The sequence below is a fragment of the Pseudomonas sp. 1912-s genome (genome assembly GCF_029269205.1).
Lineage (GTDB): Bacteria > Pseudomonadota > Gammaproteobacteria > Pseudomonadales > Pseudomonadaceae > Aquipseudomonas.
Map to the genome: position 1 here is coordinate 26,133 of NZ_JARIXR010000004.1, position 23,145 is coordinate 49,277.

24 protein-coding genes, 1 tRNA gene and 1 pseudogene are annotated in these 23,145 nt (G+C 59.8%); 8 read left to right on the forward strand and 18 right to left on the reverse strand.

What is annotated here, in order from left to right; genetic code table 11:
- Window positions 1-6: 6 nt before the first annotated feature.
- The 4 genes from P3C29_RS06555 to P3C29_RS06570 all read right to left on the reverse strand — a co-directional run bounded on the left by P3C29_RS06555 (window position 7) and on the right by P3C29_RS06570 (window position 3,789).
- Window positions 7-663, reverse strand: coding sequence for an amino acid ABC transporter permease (locus P3C29_RS06555; RefSeq protein ID WP_078742485.1), 657 nt, complete (start codon window positions 661-663; stop codon window positions 7-9).
- A complete protein-coding gene (locus tag P3C29_RS06560; protein WP_275964130.1) occupies window positions 660-2,045 on the reverse strand; it encodes an MmgE/PrpD family protein in 1,386 nt (461 codons plus the stop codon). Before P3C29_RS06560 ends, P3C29_RS06555 begins: the two co-directional genes overlap by 4 nt.
- A 2-nt stretch (window positions 2,046-2,047) precedes the next feature.
- On the reverse strand, window positions 2,048-2,848 hold the full coding sequence (locus tag P3C29_RS06565; RefSeq protein ID WP_201124323.1) for a transporter substrate-binding domain-containing protein: 801 nt from the start codon (window positions 2,846-2,848) through the stop codon (window positions 2,048-2,050).
- Between the two features lie 65 nt (window positions 2,849-2,913).
- Window positions 2,914-3,789 carry a MurR/RpiR family transcriptional regulator gene (locus P3C29_RS06570; RefSeq protein WP_275964131.1) on the reverse strand — a complete coding sequence of 292 codons (876 nt, stop codon included), beginning with the start codon at window positions 3,787-3,789 and terminating at the stop codon, window positions 2,914-2,916.
- Between the two features lie 445 nt (window positions 3,790-4,234).
- On the opposite strand from P3C29_RS06570, the gene P3C29_RS06575 reads away from it, so the two are divergent.
- Window positions 4,235-4,786, forward strand: coding sequence for a DUF2569 domain-containing protein (locus P3C29_RS06575; RefSeq protein ID WP_275964132.1), 552 nt, complete (start codon window positions 4,235-4,237; stop codon window positions 4,784-4,786).
- Window positions 4,787-4,888: 102 nt separating this feature from the next.
- On the opposite strand, the gene P3C29_RS06580 is transcribed toward P3C29_RS06575, so the two are convergent.
- The 6 genes from P3C29_RS06580 to pstS all read right to left on the reverse strand — a co-directional run bounded on the left by P3C29_RS06580 (window position 4,889) and on the right by pstS (window position 10,065).
- Entirely contained in the window at window positions 4,889-5,533 is a 645-nt protein-coding gene (locus tag P3C29_RS06580; RefSeq protein WP_275964134.1) for a hypothetical protein, read from the reverse strand.
- Window positions 5,533-6,231 (reverse strand): hypothetical protein, encoded by a 699-nt coding sequence (locus tag P3C29_RS06585; RefSeq protein ID WP_275964135.1) that lies wholly within the window; start codon window positions 6,229-6,231, stop codon window positions 5,533-5,535. The genes P3C29_RS06580 and P3C29_RS06585 overlap by 1 nt, the downstream gene beginning before the upstream one ends.
- A 31-nt stretch (window positions 6,232-6,262) precedes the next feature.
- A complete protein-coding gene (gene pstB / locus P3C29_RS06590; RefSeq protein WP_010171496.1) occupies window positions 6,263-7,024 on the reverse strand; it encodes a phosphate ABC transporter ATP-binding protein PstB in 762 nt (253 codons plus the stop codon).
- Window positions 7,025-7,100: 76 nt separating this feature from the next.
- Window positions 7,101-7,994: a phosphate ABC transporter permease PstA gene (gene pstA / locus P3C29_RS06595; RefSeq protein WP_201124328.1), complete on the reverse strand. Its 894-nt coding sequence runs from the start codon at window positions 7,992-7,994 to the stop codon at window positions 7,101-7,103.
- Complete coding sequence (gene pstC, locus P3C29_RS06600; RefSeq protein ID WP_010171502.1) at window positions 7,991-8,959, reverse strand: phosphate ABC transporter permease subunit PstC; 969 nt, start codon at window positions 8,957-8,959, stop codon at window positions 7,991-7,993. Before pstC ends, pstA begins: the two co-directional genes overlap by 4 nt.
- Window positions 8,960-9,033: 74 nt before the next feature.
- Window positions 9,034-10,065, reverse strand: a complete 1,032-nt coding sequence (gene pstS / locus P3C29_RS06605; RefSeq protein ID WP_029615931.1) for a phosphate ABC transporter substrate-binding protein PstS — start codon at window positions 10,063-10,065, stop codon at window positions 9,034-9,036.
- 188 nt (window positions 10,066-10,253) lie between these two features.
- Here pstS and ppk2 point away from each other — a divergent pair, with 188 nt between their 5' ends.
- The 3 genes from ppk2 to P3C29_RS06620 all read left to right on the forward strand — a co-directional run bounded on the left by ppk2 (window position 10,254) and on the right by P3C29_RS06620 (window position 12,795).
- Window positions 10,254-11,171 carry a polyphosphate kinase 2 gene (ppk2, locus tag P3C29_RS06610; protein ID WP_010171505.1) on the forward strand — a complete coding sequence of 306 codons (918 nt, stop codon included), beginning with the start codon at window positions 10,254-10,256 and terminating at the stop codon, window positions 11,169-11,171.
- A gap of 131 nt (window positions 11,172-11,302) precedes the next feature.
- Complete coding sequence (locus P3C29_RS06615) at window positions 11,303-11,866, forward strand: phospholipase D family protein (RefSeq protein WP_242487078.1); 564 nt, start codon at window positions 11,303-11,305, stop codon at window positions 11,864-11,866.
- 518 nt (window positions 11,867-12,384) lie between these two features.
- A complete protein-coding gene (locus tag P3C29_RS06620; RefSeq protein WP_275964136.1) occupies window positions 12,385-12,795 on the forward strand; it encodes an Imm70 family immunity protein in 411 nt (136 codons plus the stop codon).
- 80 nt (window positions 12,796-12,875) lie between these two features.
- Here P3C29_RS06620 and P3C29_RS06625 read toward each other — a convergent pair.
- The 7 genes and pseudogenes from P3C29_RS06625 to P3C29_RS06655 all read right to left on the reverse strand — a co-directional run.
- Window positions 12,876-13,060 (reverse strand): annotated as a pseudogene (locus tag P3C29_RS06625) (integrase arm-type DNA-binding domain-containing protein); the annotation flags it as partial.
- 145 nt (window positions 13,061-13,205) lie between these two features.
- Window positions 13,206-13,292, reverse strand: a tRNA-Leu gene (locus tag P3C29_RS06630).
- Between the two features lie 449 nt (window positions 13,293-13,741).
- Window positions 13,742-14,362 (reverse strand): LysE family transporter, encoded by a 621-nt coding sequence (locus tag P3C29_RS06635; protein WP_201124393.1) that lies wholly within the window; start codon window positions 14,360-14,362, stop codon window positions 13,742-13,744.
- 367 nt (window positions 14,363-14,729) lie between these two features.
- The gene (locus P3C29_RS06640) at window positions 14,730-15,773 is read right to left on the reverse strand and encodes a hypothetical protein (RefSeq protein ID WP_275964137.1); all 1,044 of its coding nucleotides are present in this window, start codon (window positions 15,771-15,773) and stop codon (window positions 14,730-14,732) included.
- Between the two features lie 164 nt (window positions 15,774-15,937).
- Window positions 15,938-16,546 (reverse strand): LysE family translocator, encoded by a 609-nt coding sequence (locus P3C29_RS06645; protein WP_275964138.1) that lies wholly within the window; start codon window positions 16,544-16,546, stop codon window positions 15,938-15,940.
- A 99-nt stretch (window positions 16,547-16,645) separates the two neighbouring features.
- Window positions 16,646-17,569, reverse strand: a complete 924-nt coding sequence (locus tag P3C29_RS06650) for an alpha/beta fold hydrolase (protein ID WP_275964139.1) — start codon at window positions 17,567-17,569, stop codon at window positions 16,646-16,648.
- Between the two features lie 139 nt (window positions 17,570-17,708).
- Window positions 17,709-18,032 (reverse strand): helix-turn-helix domain-containing protein, encoded by a 324-nt coding sequence (locus P3C29_RS06655; RefSeq protein WP_275964140.1) that lies wholly within the window; start codon window positions 18,030-18,032, stop codon window positions 17,709-17,711.
- Window positions 18,033-18,282: 250 nt separating this feature from the next.
- Between P3C29_RS06655 and P3C29_RS06660 the strand changes: the two genes are divergently transcribed.
- From P3C29_RS06660 to P3C29_RS06670, 3 genes are all read left to right on the forward strand, one after another.
- Window positions 18,283-18,912 (forward strand): CatB-related O-acetyltransferase, encoded by a 630-nt coding sequence (locus P3C29_RS06660; RefSeq protein ID WP_201124397.1) that lies wholly within the window; start codon window positions 18,283-18,285, stop codon window positions 18,910-18,912.
- Between the two features lie 2 nt (window positions 18,913-18,914).
- The gene (locus P3C29_RS06665) at window positions 18,915-19,130 is read left to right on the forward strand and encodes a hypothetical protein (RefSeq protein WP_275964141.1); all 216 of its coding nucleotides are present in this window, start codon (window positions 18,915-18,917) and stop codon (window positions 19,128-19,130) included.
- Window positions 19,131-19,348: 218 nt separating this feature from the next.
- Window positions 19,349-19,732 (forward strand): DUF1090 family protein, encoded by a 384-nt coding sequence (locus tag P3C29_RS06670; protein ID WP_275964142.1) that lies wholly within the window; start codon window positions 19,349-19,351, stop codon window positions 19,730-19,732.
- Window positions 19,733-19,850: 118 nt separating this feature from the next.
- Here P3C29_RS06670 and P3C29_RS06675 read toward each other — a convergent pair whose 3' ends face one another.
- Window positions 19,851-21,353, reverse strand: coding sequence for a PLP-dependent aminotransferase family protein (locus P3C29_RS06675; RefSeq protein WP_275964143.1), 1,503 nt, complete (start codon window positions 21,351-21,353; stop codon window positions 19,851-19,853).
- A 77-nt stretch (window positions 21,354-21,430) separates the two neighbouring features.
- Between P3C29_RS06675 and P3C29_RS06680 the strand changes: the two genes are divergently transcribed.
- Window positions 21,431-23,101 carry a M24 family metallopeptidase gene (locus P3C29_RS06680; protein WP_275964144.1) on the forward strand — a complete coding sequence of 557 codons (1,671 nt, stop codon included), beginning with the start codon at window positions 21,431-21,433 and terminating at the stop codon, window positions 23,099-23,101.
- The last annotated feature ends 44 nt before the right edge of the window (window positions 23,102-23,145 follow it).

Below are 23,145 nucleotides of genomic sequence, written 5' to 3' on the forward strand. Positions count from 1 at the left end.
TTTCCCTCAGCGGCCGAAGATAAAGCGCGGACCGACCCAGTTCAGCAGGCGGCGCAGGGCGATGGCCAGCAGCAGGTACAGGCCCGCGACCACGATGTAGGTTTCGAAATTACGGAATGAGTTGCTGGCGATCTGGTTGGCGGCGTAGGTCAGCTCTTCGGTGGAGATCTGGCTGCACACGGCCGAGCCGAGCATGATGATTACCATCTGGCCCACCAGCGCCGGCCACACGCGCTTGAGCGCCGGCGGCAGGATCACCCGGGAGAAGATCTGCCAGCGGTCCAGCGCCAGGCTTTGGGCCGCCTCGATCTGCCCATCCGGCGTGGCCTCGATTCCCGAGCGGGCAATCTCGCTGACATAGGCCGCCAGGTTGATCACGTTGGCCAGGATCGCGGCGGTCAGCGCGGTCATTTTCAGCCCCAGGGCCGGCAGCCCGAAGAAGATGAAGAACAACTGAATGATGAACGGGGTATTGCGGATCAGCTCGACGTACAGCCCCACTGTCCAGCGCGCCCACCCGGGCCCTTTGCTGCGCACCAGCCCGCAGGCGATGCCGAGCGCGGTACCAAAAACCGCCGACAACAGCGTGAGGCATACCGTCAACAGCAACCCGTTCAGCAACAACGGCCATTGCGTCAGTACCACGGAAAAATCCAGTGTCATGAGTCGGTCTGCTCCACCGCATGTGAGTAAGGCAGGAGGCGGCGAACCCTTGGGATACGCTCCAGCTGTTCCAGATGTTCAAGCAGTGCCTGTGCCTGAGCGGCGGGCATTCCCGGTGTGGCGCAGGCCATGAACTTGTCGTGCAGTCGGGCCCGGGACAGCGGGTTGACCGCCGAGCCCAGGGGCCGTGCGCAAAACCCTTCGACGCTGCCGCCGTCAGTGCGCACAACCTTGACCCATGCGCCTTCCGGGGCCTGATCCAGCCGCTCGGTGCTCCAGCGTTCGCTGCTGTGCATGCTCACTCGTTGCATCAGGCGCTGCATGTCCGGGCGATTGATGATTTCCGGCGTCAGCGCCGCGAGGGTGATGTCCCCCAACAGGCAGGTGCCGGCCATGGCGAACGGCATGCTGAATTGCGCTTGCTGGCGCTGGGTGGGCGAGTCGTGAGTCAGGTTCTGGATCACAATGGGCGGGACGTCGCAGATGATTTCGGCGATGTCGGGGAGCGCGACCGCGCCGCTCCCGAGCAGGTCCTTTAAGGCATCCACGGCCGCATGGGATGACAGGCAAAGCGGGATGCGCTTGATGTCGACGCCCGGATCGAGCAGGTTCCAGTGTGCCCCCGGCAGAGGCAACGCCTTGAGTACGCCCGCGTTGAACATCGCCGCCAGGCCATTGGCATGTTCGACGATATCCACCGGCCCTCGACTGCCCTGCTCCGCCAGCAACGCCGCGATCACGCCCGCCTCGCTGGTGCGCCCGGCCATCAGAGCCTTGGCGTCGGTGCCAAAGCAGGCCTTCGTGGCCGCCGTGCTGGAGAGTGCAATCCCCAGCGCTGAAGCCGTGCGTTCAGCGTCAAGGCCGAGGGCGTGGCACGCCGCCGCGCAGGCGCCCACGACGCCGAGCAACCCGGTGGTCCACCAGCGGCGCTCATAGAGCTGCCCCGTCAATGCCCCGGCCAGTGCGTACTCACACTCGGCCCCCACCACAAACGCCGTCAGCAAGGCTGCGCCATCCAGGTCACGCATCTGCGTCACGGCCAGGGCCGCCGGCATGATCACCACCGAGCCATGGACCACGCCCGGGTAGCAGTTATCGTCGAAATCCAGCGCGTGCCCGGCCGTCGCGTTGACGAAGGCCGCTGCCGGCGCGCTGAGGCATTGGGCATGCCCCGGCAACGCTGAATGCCCGGCGGCGCTGACGGCGAGGCTGATGGTTCGCGCCTGGTTGGCGACGTCACTGTGACTGCCCGCCAGCATGACGCCGAGCGTATCTATCAGGCAGCGCTTGGCCGCGTGCTGCACCGCCAGCGGAATTTGCTCCAGGCGCACGGTCGAGCTCCAGCGCGATAGCGCAACGAGGGTTGGGGTCAAGTCGCTCATGGTTACTCTGGAAGCTCACCGGCCGGGGCTCCCAGCCATTTCTGCGAAATCGCGTCGAGTGTCCCGTCGGCCTTCGCCGCCCGAATGATCTCGTTGACCTTGGTCCGCAGCTCAGGCTGATCCTTGTTCATGCCGATGTAGTTCGGCGAGTTGGACAGCACTACCTTGAGCGCGATGTCCAGGTTCGGGTTTTTCTGCTTGAGGGAGGCCGCGACCGTGGTGCCGATGGCGACCATTTGGGTCTGGCCCGACATGAACGCGGAAATGGTGCTGTTGTTGTCCTCGAACCGCTTGGCCACAGCCAGTGGTGCGGTGTCGGTCAGCTCGCGGTCCTGCATCGAGCCCCGGGTAACCGACACCGATTTGCCCGCCATGTCGGCCAGGGACTTGACCGGTAATCCAGCGGCACCGAACACCGCGTCGAAGAACGGCGAGTAGGCAATGCTGTAGTCGATCACCTTCTCTCGCTCCGGGGTCTTGCCCAGCGACGAGATGGTGAAATCGGCCTTGCCCGACTGGATGTAGGCCACCCGGTTAGGCGCGGTGACAGGCACCAGCTCAAGCTTCACCCCCAGCTTGTTCGCCATCAGGTTGGCGACGTCGATATCCAGGCCCTGGGGCATCATGTCGGGGCCTACATAACCGTAAGGTGGATAGTCCACCGGCACCGCAACACGCAGTTCCTTGCTTTGCAGAATGTGATTCAGCGCGTCGCCAGCCTGCACGAACGGGCTGGAAAACAGTGCGCAGAGGGCGGTCACGATCAGGGTTGTCTTAAATGGCTGGTGCGGGTTCACGTTCATGCGGATGCTCCAAGGGTTAAACGGCTCAGGGTTCGAAAACAGCTGCGGTTGAGGCGGACGACCGTTCACCCCAGGTCCCACCACTCGCCGAGGCTCAGCAGTTGTTCTTCGGTGTGGGTGACCGAGGCTTCGGTGTTCTGGCTGGAGCTGGCCGACATCAACGCCACGAGGATTTCGCTGACCAACATGGCCGGCACGATGGTGTCGTAGAAGGACGGTGTCTGGTTTTTCACGATGATGGTTGCCGCCGCCAACCGGGCGGTGGGCGATGTGACGCTGTCGGTGATGGCGATGACGCGCACGCCCTGCTGGTGCAGGTAATTGGTCAAGGTGATCAGGCGCCGTGAATAGCGCGGCAAACTGCACACCAGCGCCACATCCTTCGGGCTGGTCTGGTTGATGATCGACATCACGCCGCTTTCGCCGGCCCCTTCAACCAGGCGCACGTTCTTCGCGAAATACGAGGCCACGTGAGAAAACTGAAACGCCACGCCGAACGATGAGCGCATGCCCAGGCAATAGACCTGGCGGGCACCCGCCAGCAGAGCCACCGCGCGGGAAATCGATTCGAGATTGTCCTGGCTGCACATCAACTGGATCTGTTCGATGGCGTTGTTGGCCATGTCCTCAATCACCCGGTGCGCGCCGACACGTTGCTTGAGTTCCACCAGATCATGGGCCCGGGAACCATAGGCGCTGTTATGCCCACGCAATGAATCGATGAACACTTCGCGCAGCTCGTCATACCCGGCCATGCCCACTCGTTTGGCCAGGCGGGTCATGGTCGAAGGCGGCACATTGGCCAGGCGCGACAGATCCCGCATGGACATCACTGCGACCTCGTGCGGGTTATCCAGAATAAAACTGGCGGCAGCGCGTTCCTGTCGGGGGAAGGTGTCGAACTGCTGTTTCAGATGTGCGCAAAGACGATCACGGTCCATCGGCATAACCACGAATGACTGCGGAAGATGCAGGTGAAATTGCAACAGCTGTGCCAGAAAAAAATCGAGTGATTCAAATGAACCAGTATTCGCGGCGCGTGTTTTGGCGCAGGTGGCATGTGCTCAGCCGCCTGCCACCCAAATTCGATTGGCCTGATTCATTCTTTGATTCGCCTGGATCAGCGAGCGGCGGGTGCAGAGGCGATGAGGACCGGGCATTCGCGTGCAGATGACGCTGTGTACGCGTTTAGATGGTGCGGCGCACCGGGCTGGTGCGGGAGGCAGGTATTGCTCGATGGGCATGCCGGGTCAATCCGATATAGTATGCCGACTTATCACCCACTCCATTTGCTGGAAGCTAAACGAACGTCATCTTCCGCGCGAAGAATCGTGCGCCGCAGGTGGTCTCCCCCTCGTCAGTAACTCAACTGTTTACGGAATGAACATGCAAAACAATACAGATTTAAAGGGATTGAGTGGCTGGCTGATATTAGTTGGAATCGGCTTGATCTTTAGCGTTTTCCGCCTGGCCTATCTCTTCATCCCGTTGTACTACTCTATTTTCACAAACGGCACATTTGACAGCGTCACGACCCCTGGAACAACGTTTTACAACCCGTTCTGGGGCGCCCTGTTGATTTTTGAAGCGGTCTTCAACTCCCTGCTGACCTTGACGTATCTGTATCTGGCTTATCTGTTTTTCTCAAAGCACTACCTATTCCCAAAAATTTATATAGCCACACTCACCGCCGCCGTTATTTTCATCCCTTTGGACGCCTGGTTTGTCTCACTTATCATGCCTGGTCAACCCACATTCGACGTCAACACCGTAAAAGAATTTATGCGGGGATTAGTGTCCGCCACCCTATGGATTCCTTACATGCTCGTCTCTAAAAGGGTAAAGGCAACGTTTGTAGAATCCAGGCCTGAGGCGAAGCCGAACCCGGTCGTTCAGACGGACATCGTCGCCGGCAATAACATGGGAAGTGGCGATTAACAGCCGCAACGAAATCAACCCGCTCACGCCCGGCACCAGGCCGGGCCCACCCTCAGTCAGGGTCAACCGGCCCCAGATTCCTGCTGCCGACAAGATGTGTTTTCAGGCAGCCGGAGAAAGCACTTCCGAGCGCTGTGGTGCGGCCTGGGGACGTCTGAGGCGTTGCTGACCAGCCAGTTGGGCCTGGACTACAGCGACCGCATCCAGGACCCTCTGCGCCCAGTGCTCATCCTGCGGGTTCACGACCACCACACGAAAGCCGTGATCATGACCTTCAAGCTGCACGCCCTCGGAATCATCGACATGCAAGTCGATATCAAAGGCCGGCGGGAATTTCGAGGGCGTGTTCGACAGCCCGCGCACCGTCAGGGCGCGGTTATGCAGCACACTGTTAACCACCCCGTCGACGCGAATGCCGTAGAGCATCAACCAGCGCCTGATGTAGGAAGGCTCTCTGCCGGACGATGTGTAGACCCAGATACTGCAGCCCTGGCGGCGCAGCTCGCGGGTCAGGGAACGTGTGCCAATACGCAACGGCTCACCCAGCCAGCGGTGAACACAGTCCGGCAGCCAGCTTGGCTCGACGGCAGAATGATGGAGTTGGCAGGCCAGCGTGTCATCGATGTCAAAGGAGATACGGATGCGCGGGCGCTTGAACACACGCATGGGCATGGCCTGCCGGACGGCTTGCAAGACGCTCCTGCCGGAGGTCCGGCATTTGCTGGCAAGCGTTGGATGCCCGCTCATTAATGGCCTCCCTGGTAGAGGGTCTGCGGTACGTCGCTCAAGAAAAACACCTCGGGATCAGGAGCCTGTTCCTCCAGGAAGGCGGCGTATTTTTTCTTGATCTTGGGCAATTCATACAACGCCTTGACTCCATGTTTGGCAGAGTTGCGGATCACCGACGAGGGATTGAAGTAGCCCTCGGCATTTTCAAGCGTCAACACGAACGGCGGCAAACCTGCGCGCATGAGCAAATAGCTGACGATCAGCGACCCGCTGCGGTTGTTGCCTTCGATGAACAATTGCGGCTTGCTGAGGATTCGTACATAGACACCGGCTGCGCGCTTCCAGACGGATTCACTGCGATACGCGCAGTACCAGTTGTACAAGTCCTTGATGCCGCCTTCAACGTTGTTGAAAAAGTGCTGCTCGGTCGCCTCCAGGTGATGACTGTACTCCTGGCGACGTGCCGGATCCGTGCCGCAGAGCACGGTGGCATTGATCTCCAGCATCAGGTCCAGGTGCTGAAGGTCAAACAGGTCGACACCCCGTGCGACATAATCGTCAATCAGCGCATAGCCCTCAAGCACGTTGAGCAGCACTTCGTCGGTAAAGGGGTCGCGCGGCTCGGTAAAGTGCCGGCTGAGCTCGGCAAAGCGGCGCTGTACCTCACGCAGTGCGCGTTCAATCGCAGGCAAATCAAGGCGACGTGGAGCAGACATTGGCAATCCTGGGAAACGGTAAAGGGGCCGGTCAGCTGAACTTGCCGCTGATGTAATCCTCGGTCATTTGTTCACGCGGGCTGCCGAAGATCTGGGTGGTCGGGCCCATTTCAACCAGGTACCCGGTGCGCGTGCCCTGGGAGATGTCCACCGAGAAAAACGCGGTGGTGTCAGCCACACGAATGGCCTGCTGCATGTTGTGGGTCACCAGGGCGATCGTGTAGTCCTTCTTCAACTCGATCATCAGCTCTTCGACCCGGCGGGTCGCGATCGGGTCGAGTGCGGAACAGGGCTCATCCAGCAGCAACACTTCCGGCTCGGTGGCAATGGCGCGGGCAATACACAGCCGCTGCTGCTGGCCACCGGAGAGCGACAGGCCGCTGACCTTGAGCTTGTCCTTGACCTCGTCCCACAGCGCGGCGCCTTGCAAGGCGTGCTTGACGCGGTCGCCCAGGTCGCCCTTGTAGCGGTTGAGGCGCAGGCCGAAGGCGACGTTGTCGAAGATGCTCATCGAAAACGGGTTTGGCTGCTGGAACACCATGCCGATGTAGCGGCGGACGACCACCGGGTCTACACCCTTGCCATACACGTCCTGCCCGAGGAAATGCACGTGGCCCTCGAAGCGAAAGCCCTTCACCAGGTCGTTCATGCGGTTGAGGCTGCGCAGCACCGTACTCTTGCCGCAGCCCGAAGGACCGATGAAGCCGGTGATCTTGTTTTTCTCGATCGGCACATGGCTGTCACGCACCGCCATGAAGTTGCCGTAGAAAATCCGGTCCAGCTTGCAGTCCATGACCACTGGTTCCTGGGTGACAAACGGAGCGGCTATTTGCGCAGTTGATACGTTCAAAATTCAGGTGCTCCCGTTCTCAATACTTGGGCTTGCCGAAAATCCGGCTCACGATATTCACGACCAGCACGATCATCACCAATACCAGCGAGGCCGCCCATGCGAGCTCGAGCTGGTTGTCGAAAGGCATGCCGGAGAAGTTGTAGATCAGCACGGCAAGGGATGCCGTCGGGTTCATGACCTCCAGGCTGCCGTCGTGGAAGATCCAGTAGTTGCTGAACAGCGCGGTAAACAGCAACGGCGCGGTTTCACCGGCAGCACGTGCCACGGCGAGCATGACGCCCGTGAGGATCGCCGGCATGCCGGTGGGCAGGATGATTTTCCAGATGACCTGCGAACGGGTGCAGCCCATGCCGTAGGCGGCGTCCTTCATGATCTTGGGCACCATGCGCATCGACTCTTCCGCCGTCAGCACCACGATGGGCAGCATCAGTACCGCCAGGGCCACGCCACCTGCTGGCGCCGAGTAGGTGCCGGTGGTCATCACCACCAGGGCGTAGGCAAACACCCCGGCCAGGATGGAAGGCAGGCCGGTGAGCATTTTGGCGGCAAAGCGCGAGGCGTTCGCCAATTTGCTGTCCGGCCCCAGCTCAGCCAGGAAGATGGCGGCCATGATGCCGACCGGAACCGCGATGGCAGCAGCGATACCGACCATCACAAAGGTGCCGGCCATGGCGTTGCCGAAACCGCCGCCCGTCTCGAAGCCCGTCGGTGGCAGTTCGGTGAACACCTCCAGGCTCAGGCGTGCGCCGCCACGGGTGATCAGCATGTAGAGCACGGAAATCAGTGGCACGCTGGCCACCAGTGCGCCAAGCCACACCAGCGTGGTCAGCACCAGGCTGCGCAGGGCACGACCTTCAAACTTGCGCTGCAGGCTGGGCACCGCGCTGAGGGGGGACGTAAGGTCAGTCATTGTTTGGTACCCCGCTGGGCGTAGAGCATGATCATCGAACCGATGACGTTCACCAGCAGCGTGATGAACATCAGCACCAGGGCGGCATACATCAACACCTCAATCTCGTTGGGCCCGGCTTCCGGGAAGTTCAGCGCCAACAAGGCGGCCAGCGTGTTGGCCGGTGCAAACAGGGAAAGCGAAATGTTGTTCGCGTTGCCCACCAACATGGCCAGCGCCATGGTTTCACCCAGTGCGCGGCCGAGGCCGAGAACCAGGGAGCCGAAGATGCCGGTGGCGGCGGACGGCACCATCACTTTGAGAATGGCTTCCCAGTGGGTGGTCCCCATGCCGTAGGCAGCCTGCTTGGTTTTCATCGGGACGCTGGTGAGGGCATCCTGGGAAACGGCGGCAATCGTCGGCAGAATCATGATGGCCAGTACCAGCGCGGCCGGGAGCAACCCAGGCCCGCTCAAGGACGTGCCGAAAAAAGGTATCCAGCCCAGCTCGCTGTTCAGCCAAGCCGTCAGTGGACGAATCGCCGGGATCACTACGTAGATGCCCCACAGGCCGTAGACGACGCTGGGGATGGCTGCGAGCAATTCGACGATGGTGCGAAACACGGCTGCCAGCTTTGCCGGCAGAAAATCCTGGGTCAGGAAAATCGCCATGCTGACGCCAAAAAAGCCTGCAATCAGCAGCGCGATCAGGGCGCTGTAGAGCGTGCCCCAAATGGCCGGCAGGATGCCGTACTTGCCTTGGTTAACGTCCCAGACGCTGCCAAAAATCACGTCAAAACCGTGCTTTTCCATGCCGGGAAGGGCCTTGCGTCCCACCTCGAATACCAAGGCGGCGACCAATGCCAGAATCAGTACCACCCCGATTCGTGCAAGCGCACGGAACGTGCGATCCACCAGGAAGTCCTTTGCCGAAGGTGGCTGGCAGGCAGAATCCGGGTTAACCGGTACGACGAAAGGTTTGTTCATTGGCTAATTCCGGACCAGGGGGGAAACGCTCCCGGCATGGCTGACAGCACACACCGGGAGAGACCTCACGCGCATTACTGGATGTTGGCGGACGCTTTGCGAACCTGTTCGACAACCGATTGCGGCAGAGGGATGTAACCCATCGAGTCGGCGATTTTCTGCCCCTCGGTCAGGCTGTATTCGACCATTTCACGCATGGCCTTGGCCTTGGCCGGGTTACCGTTGTCCTTGCGGAAGATCATCCAGGTGTAGGAAGTGATCGGGTAGGACTTGGCGCCGTCCGGGTCCGGCAGCCAGGCCACCAGGTTTTCCGGCATTTTCACCGCGGCCAGTGCCTCGGCACCGCTTTCAGCGGTCGGCACTACGTAATGACCGGCCTTGTTCTGCAGCTGGGCGAAGTCAACCTTGGCCAGCTTGGCGAAGCCGTATTCGATGTAGCCGATGGCGCCCGGGGTCTGGCGCACGGTGGCGGTCACACCGTCGTTTTTAGGCGATTTGATGAATTTGTCACTGGCTGGCCAGTTGACGGTGTTGCCTTCACCCAGCGCCTTCTGGAACTCCGGGTTGATCGCTGCCAGGTGTTTGGTGAATACCGCGGTGGTACCGCTGGAGTCTGCACGCACGACCACGGTGATTGGCGTATCGGTCAGCTTCAGGTCCGGGTTGGCAGCGGCGATCTGTGGATCGTTCCACTTGGTGATCTTGCCCAGGAAGATGTTGGAGTAGACGTCCCGTGGCAATTTCAGCCCTTTTGGGTTGCCTGGCAGGTTGTAGGCCAGCACGATTTCACCCGCGGTCATCGGCAGCAGCTGCACGCCTTCGGCAACCTTGGCGATGTCTTCGTCTTTCATGGCCGAGTCGCTGGCAGCGAAATCGACGGTTTTATTCAGGAAGTCCTGTACACCCGCGCCGCTGCCCTTGGATTGGTAATCCACCGTGACACCTGGGGTCTTCTTGCTGAAATCCTTGAGCCAGGTCAGGTAGATCGGCGCCGGGAAGCTCGCACCGGAACCGGTCAGGCGAACGCTTTCCGCAGCAAAAGCCATAGAGCTGGCACAAAGAGATACCGAAACGGCGAGTGCAGCGGACTTCATCAAGCTCTTCATTAAGGAAACTCCTTGTGATAATTGGCCTCCGCACTCTGCAATAGGGTTGTTACAGTTTTATGAAAATTGGGTGGCGACGCGCTTTTGTCCCCATTTGCCACCTCAATAGCCGGGTTTTCCGATGTAATTACTTCGTAACAAGTTGCGACTAACACTCAGCCACTCCCCTCCCGACGCGAGCGCCTCCCATGTTTTCAACAGAAGAAGCCTTGATACAACGCATCCACCGTGAGCTGCTGGATCACAGTGACGAAGAGCTGGAACTGGAGTTATCCGAAGACGGGCATGACCTGAATGCCCTGTTTGATGAGCACGTTGAGGAAAGCAGCGAGAAGGCCGCGCGACGGATCTACTTCAGCGAACTGTTCCGCCTGCAAGGCGAACTGGTGAAGCTGCAAAGCTGGGTGGTCAAGACGGGCCACAAAGTGGTGATTCTGTTTGAAGGGCGCGATGCAGCCGGCAAGGGCGGTGTCATCAAGCGAATTACCCAACGACTCAACCCCCGAGTCTGTCGTGTGGCCGCCCTGCCCGCCCCCAACGACCGCGAACAGACGCAGTGGTACTTCCAGCGCTACGTCTCACACCTGCCGGCCGCCGGTGAAATCGTGCTGTTCGACCGTAGCTGGTACAACCGTGCAGGCGTCGAACAGGTCATGGGGTTTTGCAACGAAGATCAGTACGAGGAGTTCTTCCGCACCGTCCCGGAGTTCGAACGCATGCTCGCCCGCTCCGGCATCCAGTTGATCAAGTACTGGTTCTCCATCTCCGACCAGGAACAGCACCTGCGCTTTCTGAGTCGCATTCACGACCCGCTCAAACAGTGGAAACTCAGCCCGATGGACCTGGAGTCGCGCCGGCGCTGGGAAGCCTACACAAAGGCCAAGGAAATCATGCTGGAGCGCACCCACATCGCAGAAGCCCCCTGGTGGGTGGTGCAGGCCGATGACAAGAAGAAGGCCCGGCTCAACTGCATCCATCACCTGCTCGGGCAGATGCCTTATGAGGAAGTGCAGCTACCGGTGATCGAACTGCCGCAACGCGTCAGGCAGGAGGACTATTCCCGCAGCCCGACGCCACCGGAACTCATCGTGCCTCAGGTTTACTGAGGCAGGCCAAGCACAAATCACCCAACGCTGATCACTGCCTTCGCGGTACGCACCGCACTGAAGGATTCACGTTGCCTTGGGCGGCACCTCAGGTAATCTCAGACGTGGCAGGTCCAAAGGGGGGCCTGCCCATGAATGCAAGGTCTTTCGGCATGATGAGATTGCGACACGTAGCCCTGGTGGCCCTGCTCGGCGCCCCCTGTCTTTCTTATGGGGAACCCACTATTCAAGTTGGTTTTTCCCCGGAAGGCTCCGCCAGGAAACTCGTTCTGGAAACGATTAAGGGTGCCAGGCACAGCATCCAGATGCTTGCTTACGCCTTTCAGGCGCCCGACATCATGCAAGCGTTGGTAGACGCGAAGACCCGTGGCGTGCAGGTACGGGTGGTGATCGACAAGAAGCGCAACCTGGGTAAAACGAGTAAAGCCGCCATGGACTTTGTGACCCGCAACGGGGTGGAGTTGCGGACCAACGACCAATTTCACCTCCACCACGATAAGACGATCATTGTTGATGGCAACACCGTCGAAACCGGCTCCTTCAATTTTGCCCAGTCCGCCGAAACGGCCAACTCCGAGAATGTTGTAGTCATTCGCGATAGGCCGGAGGTAACACGCCAGTACGTTGCGCACTGGCAATCGCGATGGGAACTTGGGGAGCCCTACCCTTCACCGTCCCCCCGCGGGCTTCAGTGATCGGCATCCTTTTCTCCAGGCGAAAAAAAACGCTCAAGGCGGGAATCAACGGGTAGTCTATGAGCTCAACGCACGGAGGCATTTATGAAGCACAAGGCAATTTTTCTTCTCGCTGCTCTGCTCGCCGGCTGCTCTGCTTACAGCGAGCGAGGCAGTGATGAAGGTGGCAGCAAGAACGGAAAGAATGGTGAATCGGTTAGATGTGACGCTTCCCCCCCAAACCAGCCAGGGTGTTACACCCCTCGCCCCTCATGGAGCTGGTGGCCGTCTGAGAAAATCCATCTACGGTTGGGCCCACAACCCTGATGGGCAGCCTTTTTTGATTTTTTGGCCGCAGCCATATTGAGAGACTCTGATACGCCAAAGGTCTGGATTCAAATCCAGACATCAGTGATGCTAACGGGAAATCACTATTCTCAGTTTCCCGTGGCTTAGTGCAGCCACGAGCAGTCATTTTCAGGGAACATTCGCTCGATACTTATCACATCGGCGGCAACACCACTTTGGGAAGAGTGCAGATGACAGTCGAAGTAACGGTAGGGTCAATCACGGAAGAGTTCGGTGCTCCGTCGTTCGTGCACTCTTTTTTCTCAACGATCAGCGTGCATTGTGAACCCCACGGTTGGGGCTCCCATCTGCCACATCTGATGAATGAACTCTACCAAGGGCGCCTTCCTCATATGAGTGCCTTGCCTGCACTGGCCGAACTAAGGCTGGCGAAAGCCACGCTGGACAACTTACCCCCTTCTTCTGTCGTCTGGGACATCGAGAATCGTCAGTCCATACCACCTTGGGGCAATGACATCTCTGCGCACATCACGAGCCTTGGCAACTACTTTGTGTCGAGCAGCGGACTCGATGTCTTCCAGGTACTCGAATGTGTGCTAGCCGCCTCCGCCGAAGAGCATCAGGATGTCGTTCTACAGTGACGAATACATTCGGCTACTGGCCAAGAACGTCTCTCCAAGGCTTCACTGTCGATAGGCGCAGACTACAGTTTTTACTGCGTGAGGGCTCTCGCCTGGTAGCGGCGCTGGCGCGCTTCGCTCAAAGTGTTTCGGAAGAGGTGCCCAGGAATATGCGAGGTTTCGAGCCTTTGGCGGCTACGAATAATGCCAGCCCGGCGGTATCGCTGAGGCTGTAATCCTTGTCTTTGGGCTTTGCTTGCCTGACGGCCGTGTCAGCAAGAGGCATTTAGTACATCGCTTTAGTCAGTCGAATTCAGATGTGCTGACCCATGTACTGAAAATATTGAGAAGGGATAACAACAAGAAAGCCCCGGCCGGCCAGTGCCTGCGGGGCTTTTTGAGAAGGGTTGATAACCCCTGAGAATCGAAAATGGTGCCCGAAGCCGGAATCGAACCGGCACGCCCTTACGAGCGGGGGATTTTAAGTCCCATGCGTCTACCAGTTTCGCCATTCGGGCGGTAGCGCTATACAGCGTGCCAAGCAGCTTCTAAAGCCGTTGAGCGTTGCAGCAGGCTAGGGAATATATAGATCCAGCCCCCTCGATGCAAGGTCGGGGGCGGCCTTTTTCAAACAAACAAGCTGCACCCCGGCAAACAAAAAAGCTCGCCAGATCAGTGATCTACAGATTTAGTCGGCGGTAGCGGGCAATGGTGAGGCGCACCGGTTCGCCACGTCCGGCACTCGCCCCCAGGCGCACTACGAAAAATAAGTCATCACCGCAATAACCACCGAAACCCAAACCAGGGTCATCAAAAACGACAGCGCAGCCAACGTTTTGCCCATTTGCCTACTCGCCCGATGAAAATTGCGTCAGTGAGTCGCCCTTATACCGTCCCCGGGTGCTCCGTGGTGCTATCCAGCGCCGCGTGAGAATAGCCAAACCTGGCACGTTCTGCCTAAGCAAATTCAACCAGCCCGCAAGGCCGCCAGTTTCAGCCCGAAGCCGATCAGGAAGACGCCCGCCAACTTCTGCAGCCCTTGGGAGACCTTGGCATTGGCGCGCAGTTTCGCCGCGAAAAAGCCGGTCAGCGTCACTACGATCAGGCCATACAGCAAGGTCAACGTCGCCACCGTGGCGCCCATCAAGGCGAAGGTCTGAAGGCCAGGGTTGGCCGCCGGGTCGATGAACAACGGGAAAAAAGCCATGTAGAACACGATGGTTTTCGGGTTGAGCAGCGCGATGGTTGCGCCCTGGCGCAGGTAGTGCCGCGGCTTGATGTCGAGGATCGGTGCCGCGCCAGGCTTGGCGAACAGCAAGCTCGCACCCAGCCACATCAGGTACGCCGCCCCCAGCCATTGCACGGCGTGAAACGCTACCGGGTGGGTCTGCAGAATCGCCGCCACGCCGGCCACCGCGAGCCACATCAGTACCTGGTCGCCGAGGATCACGCCAAAGGTCGCCGCCATACCGGCGCGGAATCCGCCCTTGCCCGTCGACGTAATCAGCGCCAAGTTTCCCGGGCCCGGAATCAGCAACAGGATGATAAAAGCGAGCACAAACGAGCCGTAATCAGTCACACCCAACATGGGATTACCTCAATGGAAAAATGAACGGGATAGGCCCGCACCCTCTTTCATAACGCCACTGAGCCGCTGTTTATTCCCTGATACCCGAAAATCGCCCTCCCCGGCTTTACAGCTCCTGCGGCTCCCGGAGCCATCTGATACGCTTTTTTCTTGTGCATCTGCCCCTGTATCGAAATTCGCCCAGCCCTGACAATACTCCCACTCCCGACACGCCCGTGGAGCCCGACAGGAAACGTCCTGCCGGCCCGTTCATTTCGGAGGCCTTATGGCTAAGATGGCATTTTTCCTGTTCGGTTTTCTTGCACTGACCATCGCGATTGGTCTGCTTGCCACCATCTCACCGGTCTAGGGTTCACCGTCAGCGTACTCAGCGAAACGTAACCATCTCAAAGTCCGCTGACGTTCCCGCCGACTGCCTTGCCAGTTCACTGATCGCTATCGTGCGTACCTGTGCCCCTTCGTTCCACGGGTTGGTGTAGCTCAGCATGCCCGTCGCCGGGTTGATCTGGATGATCGCAAAGGCGTGCCCGTCGCCTCTGGACCAATCCCCATTGCGCGCCGGCTTGCCGCCGAACACCACCGCCGCCTGGCTGCCCACGGCACTGGCGTTTTTCAGCAGGAAGTCGGTGATGCCCTGGGGGGTGTTTTCGGCATCGGCCAGGCGCTGGTGATCGCCGTATTGGCCCGCCAGCAGTTCCATGACTTTATTGGTGGGCAATGCGCCCTTGGCCGGGTCGAGCTTGAAGTACTGGAACATCGCGCCGACCGCTGCAGCGGCAGGCGGATCGCCCTTGCCGTATTGGTCCAGGTCGCCCGCCTGTAAATGGTAGACCGTGGCGGGGTCGCCCGGCAGGCTGACATTGAAGCTGCCATCGGCGTTCCTGGTAACGCCCTTGTGCAGGATCGCCGCCCCCGTGCGCGTATTGGCGAACGCCCTGACTACCGAGATGCCGACGCAATCACCTTCGCTGGTCTGATTCAGATGGGTGCCGACCGGCTCTGCGATCAACGCCCCGCCCAGCGTTGGCTTCCACGGACCGGCGTCGATCACGCTGCCCTCGGCATCGCGGCGCAGTGCATTGATGCTGCCATCGGCGCTGTAGCTGCCGTCACTCAGGGACACGACGATGTTTTTTACATCAGTGCGCAGGTTCTCCCGCGCGCCGCCGTCCCGCTTCATCGCGTCCTGAAACGCCTGTGCTGCAACGATGATGCGCTGGCGTGTGGCGTCGTCCGGTCGGGCGCCACGGCTTTGGTCCAGGGCCTGGAGCAGTTGATGGTAGGTGGTTTCAATAGCGCGAATGCCAACCTGGGGAGCGGCAACGGCTGTGCCGGCAGACGCCATCGCGAGGGTAAACGTGAGGAACGAAAAACGCAGGTGTTTCTGATAACGACCAGGGATTGGGAGCACGGTCGGGCATCTCGTATAAGGAAGTTTGGAAGCGATACGTCGAACCAACCTCCCGTTCAATCGCTTCGTGCCGCAACATCCCGTAGCAGGCCTGAAAACAACGGCGAGCATGCAATAAGCCGCCAAAAAGCGTCAATGGCGGCCTGTGGCTATGCCCGGCAGCTTCAGCCGGCAAAAAACATCGGATACAAAGACAGCACCAACAACCCCGCCATGGACCAATTGAACAGCCTCAACCAGCGTGGCTCGCGCAGCACATTGCGCAAGCCGCTGCCGCACCCGGCCCATACACAGACACTGGGCAGGTTCACCAGGGCAAACACCGCTGCAATCAACAGCACGTTGGTGACATAACCCTCGGCAGGCGTGTAGGTGGTGATCGCGCCCAACGCCATGACCCAGGCCTTGGGGTTGACCCACTGGAACGCTGCCGCACCGAGAAAGGTCATGGGTTTGCGCTTGTCATCGGTGTCATCGGACATCGCGCTGGAGGTCGCAATCTTCCAGGCCAGGTACAGCAAATACGCGGCCCCTACATAACGCAATACGGTATAGGCCCAAGGCAGCGCCTTGAACACTTCGCCCAGCCCCAGCCCCACGGCGATCACCAACAACATGAAGCCAATACTGATGCCCAGTGCATGGGGAATCGAACGGACAAAACCGAAGTTCACCCCGGACGCCAACAACATCGTGTTATTGGGACCGGGCGTGATCGAGGAAACGAAGGCGAACAGCGCAAAGGCTGACAACAGGCTTGAAGACATGAACATGGCGCGACATCCAAACGAAATACGGTGGCCACGACAGTAGAACGTTGCGCCGGTGTGCGCCCCGTACAGCTACGGGGAGATACAGGCATACACTTTTTGTCAGGCCTGAGCGTTCAAAAACTCCCGATAGCGCGCCACCGTTTGCGCTGTTTGCTCGACCATCGGCAAGTGGCCCACACCGTCCATACATTCCAGCCGGGCATGGGCGATGCCCTGGGTCCACGTTTGCGCACTGGCGATTGGCGCCATCCGGTCCTCGCGGCCCCACAGCAATAGCGTGGGAACCTGCACATCCTTGAGCCACGGTTCCAGTCGCGGGCTGCCGGAAAAATCCGAGAAAATTTCAGCAAGCGCATCGCGTCGCTCGATATAGGCCTGTGCTTCAGCGGCCAGCAGCACTTCCGGTATCCACGGCGCAGATGCCATGGTCATCGAGAAAAACCGGTCGAATTGTGCCCGCGAGTGAATCAGGAAAGGGTTGTCGCCCTGGTTCACCAACTCTTCCACTTCATTGGGCTGGGGCAAGAGCACGCCGACCGGGCCGATCAACGCCAGTGACACCACACGCTCGGGGTGATGTGCGGCCAGCCAGGTGGCGACATAACCGCCCATTGAGCTGCCGACCACATGGACGGCATCGATCCGGCAAGCATCCAACAGTTCGATCAACCTCTGCGCCTGGGCCGCGATGCTGTAGTCCGCGCCGTGCTCGAAACGGTTTTTGCCATGCCCGGCAAGGTCAGGGATGACAACGCGATAGTCCGCCGTAAAGTGCCGGGCAAAGCCGAACCACACGCCTTTGTCGGCGCTGAAACCGTGGATCAATAGCAGCGGCGGCGAGCTGACAGGGCCACCTTGATAGGTTGCCAGAGTCATACGCTGAATGGACACCAGCACCTCTTTCAGCCGGGCGCGCCTGGCCTCCACCGTCGCAATGAGCGCAAACAACAGGTTCCCGACCCGTGGGTAGGTCCACCACACCCACACTGCAGCCACCACCAGCAAGACGGCGATCACGAGCATCAAGGCTTCTCCGAACATGGAAACGACATACACGATTCCAGACTGCGTACGACGAGAAGAATTACAGCATGCCTATGAATACCTTCCAACAAACGGTCGATGGTTCGTGTTTCGTCGACCGGTGACTGGCCCGGCGCCGTTAAGTGTCGGACAGCGAGGAAGTGATTTGCGCAATCGCGTCCTGATCCATCCCGTCCAGCGTGCGGTAGTGGTTGATGATCAACGTTTCCTTGTCGCTCAAGTCGTCCTGGCTAATGACCGCCCGCTCCCCCGTCAGCACGTAAAGCACGTCTACGCCCTTGCCCCGGATGGCGATCAGGTAATCGGACTTGGGCATCCGCGCGCCACTTTCATAGTGCACCTGGGCATTGGCGGCGACACCGCCAATCGCACCGAATTCCTGCTGGGAGAGCCCGAGAGCCTTGCGTTCTTCTTTCAGGCGGGCGCCGAGCCGATCGTCCATGGTGGGTACCTCAATAAGCGTGTTTAACACCCACCATACGCTTATGTGCAGGAGCAGGGTCCATTCATTCGGATAGGAGCCTATTGCGCACGCATGCAAGCGAACCTGTGCGGCAGGTCATCGGCCTTTCCGAGCGGTACGCCGTTATGTCGAAGGATGTTAAGGGCCTGCGGAGTATTGAGCCTTGCATCACTCCGCCTCATTCCTCAGGATAGCGCTCTTCATCTCAACACCGGCAAAAGGCTACTGCATGAAGCTGTTGCGTAAATGGCGTGAACATCAAGAGCGCAAGGCACTGCGCGCACTCCCCCAACTTGAGCGTGCTACGCAAAAGTTGCGCAATCGCTACCCGAAGTACACGTTTGGTGTTGGCACCTACGGCGATTTGAAGGTTCACGACTGGAATGAAGGCACCACACTACGCGTAGGCGCTTATACGTCCATTGCCGGCAACGTCGAAGTGTTTCTAGGCGGCCACCATCGTACCGACTGGCTGAGTTGCTACCCCTTCCCCGCCAAGATCGAGGAAGTTGCGCACATCACTGACTTCGGCGGCAGCAAAGGTGACGTGGTCATTGGTAATGATTGCTGGATAAGCTCGCAGGCGATCATCCTGTCGGGCGTGACCATTGGTGACGGAGCCGTGGTTGCCGCAGGGGCCGTAGTGACCAGGGACGTTGCGCCTTACGCCATCGTGGGTGGCAACCCGGCCAAGCCTATCCGCTGGCGGTTTGATGAGCCTACCCGGTTGATCCTTGAGCAATCGGCCTGGTGGCACTGGCCGGTTGCAGAAGTACGTGAAGTGGCGCACCTGCTGTGCAGCACTGACATCAAGCCCTTTGTCGAGTATTTGAAGCAGAGGGCCACCGAGGCGAAATAACCATGACGCTCCATGAAGAAAACCCATCGGCCGCCACTGTACGTCGGCCCCCACGAGGGTTCTGGCGCTGGCTGCCCCTTGGGGGCTTGATGGGTTTTATCGCGGTTACATCAGTGATTTTGCTGGGTGCGCAGCCGCCCGAATGGATGTTCGTGGCGCTTAACGTTGGCTGGGCGCTTGTTGCGTTGACGTTGCTGGCAAAGCTTTCGGGTGTGTGAGGCGCCAGGTGAACCAGCAAGGATCGCTCGGTGCAGTGCCTCATCAGCGCCCTACAAACAACGTGAAACAACGCACATTTATGGAATTCCAATATTGAAGGTCAAAAATTGACCAAATAATATCGGGCTCCACCCGGGCGCTCACTTCTATACGGATATTGTTCTGCGCCTGCTCGGGCTCCCACACGTGCGCAGGCAATCAAACATTGAGGTTTGCCATGCGTCTTTCCACACTCGCGCCAGCCGCCGCCCTGTTCAGCCTGCTCACCCTGCCCGTCCATGCCGCCGATCTGTCTGCCCTCACGGGAGCCCTGTCGTCTGCCTTGGGTGGCGCCAGTAACAACAACACCAACACCGTGAACGCCAATACCGCCTCCTGCCAGCAACAGGTTCGTGATCTGCAGGCCAATATCAATGCGGCCAATGCCAAGGGCGACACCTTGCGCGCGACGGCCTTTCAGGCGGCGCTGACACAAACCAACAAAAGCTGCAGCAACAGCACCTACAACACCCAGGCGCAAGTGAACACCAACCCCCAACACCAGCAAAACGTGAATAAGGCAGCGGATGCGATCAACGCCATTGGCGGCCTGTTCAAATAAGGTGGAATGCCCGGTGAGAAAGGCCTGCGATCGCGGGCCTTTTCTTCGCCTATCGAAACTTCGCGGTGTGTAAGACTTCGTCTGGTGAAGTCATGTCGACCGGCAATGCACAGGGCATTTAAGACAGATCAAACTTGGGAAGCGCCTGCGCCGCCTGAGCCAAGCGCTGCGTGGCGATGCGGATTTCCTCCTGGTTGAGCGAGGCGAATCCCAAACGCAGGGCATTCTCTGGGTGATCAAAGGGTGAAAACAGCCGACCACCGCGCACCACCAAGTCCAGCTCCAGCGCTTTTTCAGCCAGTTGATCGACGTCGATTGAGTCGGCAAACCTTACCCACAGCGCCAGCCCGCCTTCCGGTTCCTGCACGGAGATCTGCTCGCCAAAAGCCTCCAGCAGGCAATCGAGCAGGGTTTCCCGACGCCGACGGTATTCTTTGGAAACCCGACGCAGATGCTTCTTCAGCTCGCCATTGTTGATCAAGTCCGCGAGCATCCGTTGCATGACTGCATCACCCTGCCCCAGGCTCACCGCCGCCTTGCGCTCGAGCACTTCGATGACATTCGATGGCGCAACGATGTAGCTGCAACGGAAGGTGCTGCCCAGGGATTTGGACAGCGAACCGATGTAGATCACATGACGCTGCGCGCTGTCGCTGGCCAGAGGCAAATAGGGCCGTCCGGCAAAGTGGTACTCGTGGTCGTAGTCTTCCTCGATGATGCAGAAGTCATGCTGCCGGGCCAATTCCAGAAGTTGCTGCCGACGCCCGGCACGCAGGCTGACGGTGGTCGGAAACTGGTGATGGGGCGTGACATACATCATCCGCACGTCGTGCATCCGGCACAGCTCGGCGAGTTGATCGACACGGCAACCTTCGTCGTCCAGGTCGACGGTGACCAGTTGCGCGCCCAACTGGCGGAAAATCTCCCAGGCAGGCGGGTAACTCAGGCGTTCGACCACCACCACATCACCGGGCTTGATCAGCACGCTGGCCGCCAGGTACAGCGACATCTGGACACCTTGGGTCAGGCAAATCTGGTCCGCTGCGACCATCAGGCCGCGATTATGGCGCAACATTTCGGCGAGGGCGTTGCGCAGGTATTGACCGCTGCCCTCGCTGCCATGGCGCACCGTGTTGGTAGTAAAGCTGTAGCGCAAGGCATTACGGTAGTAGCGGTGCAGGACGGCTTGCGGCAGTAAGCGATGGTCACAGGCGCCATTGTCGAAGAACAGCGCGCCCGGCCGCTGTTGCAGCGCAGTCACCTGCTCGCCCGGCGTGAAATAGACCGCCGCCGGCGTGTCCCGCAGCGCCAGGGCAAATGCCTTTGGTGCGCGGGGGGCAGCCACCGTGCCTGTCGCCAGTTGCGTACTGACGAACGTGCCACGCCGCTGAATGCTGACCAGCCAGCCCTTGGTCACGCCCTCCTCGTAGGCCAGGATCACCGTCTTGCGGTTGACGTCCAGCAACTGCGCCATTTCCCGCGTGCCGGGCAACAGCGTTCCGGGGCGCAGGCGGCCCTCGGCAATCGCGCTCACCAGGCCCTCAATGATTTTTCGATACGACGCCTGCGACTGCGCCCCGTCGAGCTTGAGCAGAGGGCGCCATTTGCGAAGCTGGACCATGTGAATTATCCAAAACTGGAGGTTCTTATGGTCCTAGTCTACCGCAATAATCGAACCTCAATTGCCCCGAGGTATTTATGCATAACCGCCATGTCGTTGAATTGTTGCCCTCGGGCAAGTCCTTCGAAGCCGCCGATCAATTGCTGCTCGACGCCATGCTGGCCAGCGGTCTCGCCGTGCCCTTTTCCTGCCGGCGCGGCGCCTGCGGGTCGTGCAAGGTCAAGGTGGTGTCAGGCGAGTATCGAGAAAAGATGCGCACACCAGACACCCCGGCGCCCTCCTACCCGCTCGCGGCTGACGAGATGTTGCTGTGCCAGAGCCATGCCTGCAGCGACATGCGCCTGGAAATTCCCGGCTGGTCATTGGACACGCCAACGCTGGAAGTCAGCGCACAGGTGATCGGCAAGCGCGCACTGAGCGGCGATATCGTCGAGCTGGTGTTGCAGACGGCCCAGCCACTGGAAGTGCGGCCCGGCCAGTACCTCAGGTTTCGCCTCGACGATGGCGACAGCCGCTGTTTCTCCGTGGCCAATTTGCCCGCGCAGGAGCACGGCCGGCTGGTGTTTCATATTCGCCAGGTCAGCGGCGGCCTGTTTTCCGAACGCATCCTGTCGACCCTGCAAGCGGGCGATGCGGTGAAACTCGAAGGCCCCGTGGGCGCCTGCACCTGGCAACACGAAGATGAGCGCCCTGTGGTGCTGTTCGCGACCGGCACCGGCTATGCCGGCGTCAAACCCTTGTTGCTGACAGCCCTGGCCCGCCAAGCCGAGGTCACCCTGTACTGGGGTAACTCGGCACCGGCGGACTTCTACGACGCCGAGTTTCTCGAATGGGCCAGCGAGGCCCATCCACGCTTTCACTGGCATCGAGTCCAGGCGGCAGACGCCCGCGTGCAACAGGTCGCACTGGCACAGCCCCATAACTGGGCCGATAGCCAAATCTATGCCTGCGGCAATAGCACGATGATCAACCAGGTCCGCGAAACCTGCCTGGCAGCGGGTGCGCAGGCGCATCGGTTTGTCGCCGAAGCCTTCGTCCCCAGCGGTGCGTCGACCCAGGCGTCGTCACTCAAGACGCTGGACCCGGTGCTGGAAAAAGTCGGCCCGCGCTACTCGCTTGACGGCATGCTCGCGGCCCGCGAGCAAACGGTGAGAGCCCTGGCCGCCATCGCCGACCAATGGAAAGTCGGCATGACCACTGCGCAAGCGCTGCAAATGGCCAGCCAGACATTGCAGGACATGGGCGCGTCTCACACCTGGCACCCCACCTATATACGTTTTGGCGACGACACCGTCCGTACCCCGCGCCAGGGCGTCGACCTGCTACGCGAGCTGCGTGCCACCGATATCGCCGTGGTCGACCTGGGCCCGGTGTGGGACGGCTATGAAGGCGACTATGGCGACACCTTCGTGTTCGGCGAGCACCCGCTGCATGACGCATGCGTGAAGGCACTGCACCAAGTGTTCGACGAAACCCGCGACGCCTGGCACCGCGGGCTGACCGGACGCGAGCTCTATGACTTCGCCGAGCACAGTGCCCTCTCCAAAGGCTGGCGCCTTGAACGCAACCTGGCCGGGCACCGCATCGCCGACTTCCCGCATGCGCTGTTCGGGCAGGACAAGTTGGCTGAAGTGGAGATCGTACCGAGCGAGATGGTTTGGGTGCTGGAGATACAGCTGTGCCATCCCACACTGCCGATCGGGGCGTTCTTCGAGGACATCCTGATTGGTGAGGCCAACCGGGCCTAGTCGGGGCGGCGGTTGATAGCCTGAAACCGCGCGCTTTTTCTGCC

Excerpts from the sequence above, each read along its gene's own strand:
- P3C29_RS06615 (WP_242487078.1), top strand. The coding sequence starts at position 11,303 with ATGAATGCAAGGTCTTTCGGCATGATGAGATTGCGACACGTAGCCCTG.
- P3C29_RS06565 (WP_201124323.1), bottom strand. The coding sequence starts at position 2,848 with ATGAACGTGAACCCGCACCAGCCATTTAAGACAACCCTGATCGTGACC.
- P3C29_RS06675 (WP_275964143.1), bottom strand. The coding sequence starts at position 21,353 with ATGGTCCAGCTTCGCAAATGGCGCCCTCTGCTCAAGCTCGACGGGGCG.
- P3C29_RS06570 (WP_275964131.1), bottom strand. The coding sequence starts at position 3,789 with ATGGACCGTGATCGTCTTTGCGCACATCTGAAACAGCAGTTCGACACC.
- pstC (WP_010171502.1), bottom strand. The coding sequence starts at position 8,959 with ATGAACAAACCTTTCGTCGTACCGGTTAACCCGGATTCTGCCTGCCAG.
- pstB (WP_010171496.1), bottom strand. The coding sequence starts at position 7,024 with ATGGACTGCAAGCTGGACCGGATTTTCTACGGCAACTTCATGGCGGTG.
- P3C29_RS06635 (WP_201124393.1), bottom strand. The coding sequence starts at position 14,362 with ATGTTGGGTGTGACTGATTACGGCTCGTTTGTGCTCGCTTTTATCATC.
- P3C29_RS06580 (WP_275964134.1), bottom strand. The coding sequence starts at position 5,533 with ATGAGCGGGCATCCAACGCTTGCCAGCAAATGCCGGACCTCCGGCAGG.
- P3C29_RS06560 (WP_275964130.1), bottom strand. The coding sequence starts at position 2,045 with ATGAGCGACTTGACCCCAACCCTCGTTGCGCTATCGCGCTGGAGCTCG.
- P3C29_RS06645 (WP_275964138.1), bottom strand. The coding sequence starts at position 16,546 with ATGTTCATGTCTTCAAGCCTGTTGTCAGCCTTTGCGCTGTTCGCCTTC.
- P3C29_RS06670 (WP_275964142.1), top strand. The coding sequence starts at position 19,349 with ATGCGTCTTTCCACACTCGCGCCAGCCGCCGCCCTGTTCAGCCTGCTC.
- P3C29_RS06665 (WP_275964141.1), top strand. The coding sequence starts at position 18,915 with ATGACGCTCCATGAAGAAAACCCATCGGCCGCCACTGTACGTCGGCCC.
- P3C29_RS06680 (WP_275964144.1), top strand. The coding sequence starts at position 21,431 with ATGCATAACCGCCATGTCGTTGAATTGTTGCCCTCGGGCAAGTCCTTC.
- P3C29_RS06585 (WP_275964135.1), bottom strand. The coding sequence starts at position 6,231 with ATGTCTGCTCCACGTCGCCTTGATTTGCCTGCGATTGAACGCGCACTG.
- P3C29_RS06655 (WP_275964140.1), bottom strand. The coding sequence starts at position 18,032 with ATGGACGATCGGCTCGGCGCCCGCCTGAAAGAAGAACGCAAGGCTCTC.
- pstA (WP_201124328.1), bottom strand. The coding sequence starts at position 7,994 with ATGACTGACCTTACGTCCCCCCTCAGCGCGGTGCCCAGCCTGCAGCGC.
- P3C29_RS06575 (WP_275964132.1), top strand. The coding sequence starts at position 4,235 with ATGCAAAACAATACAGATTTAAAGGGATTGAGTGGCTGGCTGATATTA.
- ppk2 (WP_010171505.1), top strand. The coding sequence starts at position 10,254 with ATGTTTTCAACAGAAGAAGCCTTGATACAACGCATCCACCGTGAGCTG.
- P3C29_RS06650 (WP_275964139.1), bottom strand. The coding sequence starts at position 17,569 with ATGCTCGTGATCGCCGTCTTGCTGGTGGTGGCTGCAGTGTGGGTGTGG.
- P3C29_RS06660 (WP_201124397.1), top strand. The coding sequence starts at position 18,283 with ATGAAGCTGTTGCGTAAATGGCGTGAACATCAAGAGCGCAAGGCACTG.
- P3C29_RS06555 (WP_078742485.1), bottom strand. The coding sequence starts at position 663 with ATGACACTGGATTTTTCCGTGGTACTGACGCAATGGCCGTTGTTGCTG.
- pstS (WP_029615931.1), bottom strand. The coding sequence starts at position 10,065 with ATGAAGAGCTTGATGAAGTCCGCTGCACTCGCCGTTTCGGTATCTCTT.
- P3C29_RS06620 (WP_275964136.1), top strand. The coding sequence starts at position 12,385 with ATGACAGTCGAAGTAACGGTAGGGTCAATCACGGAAGAGTTCGGTGCT.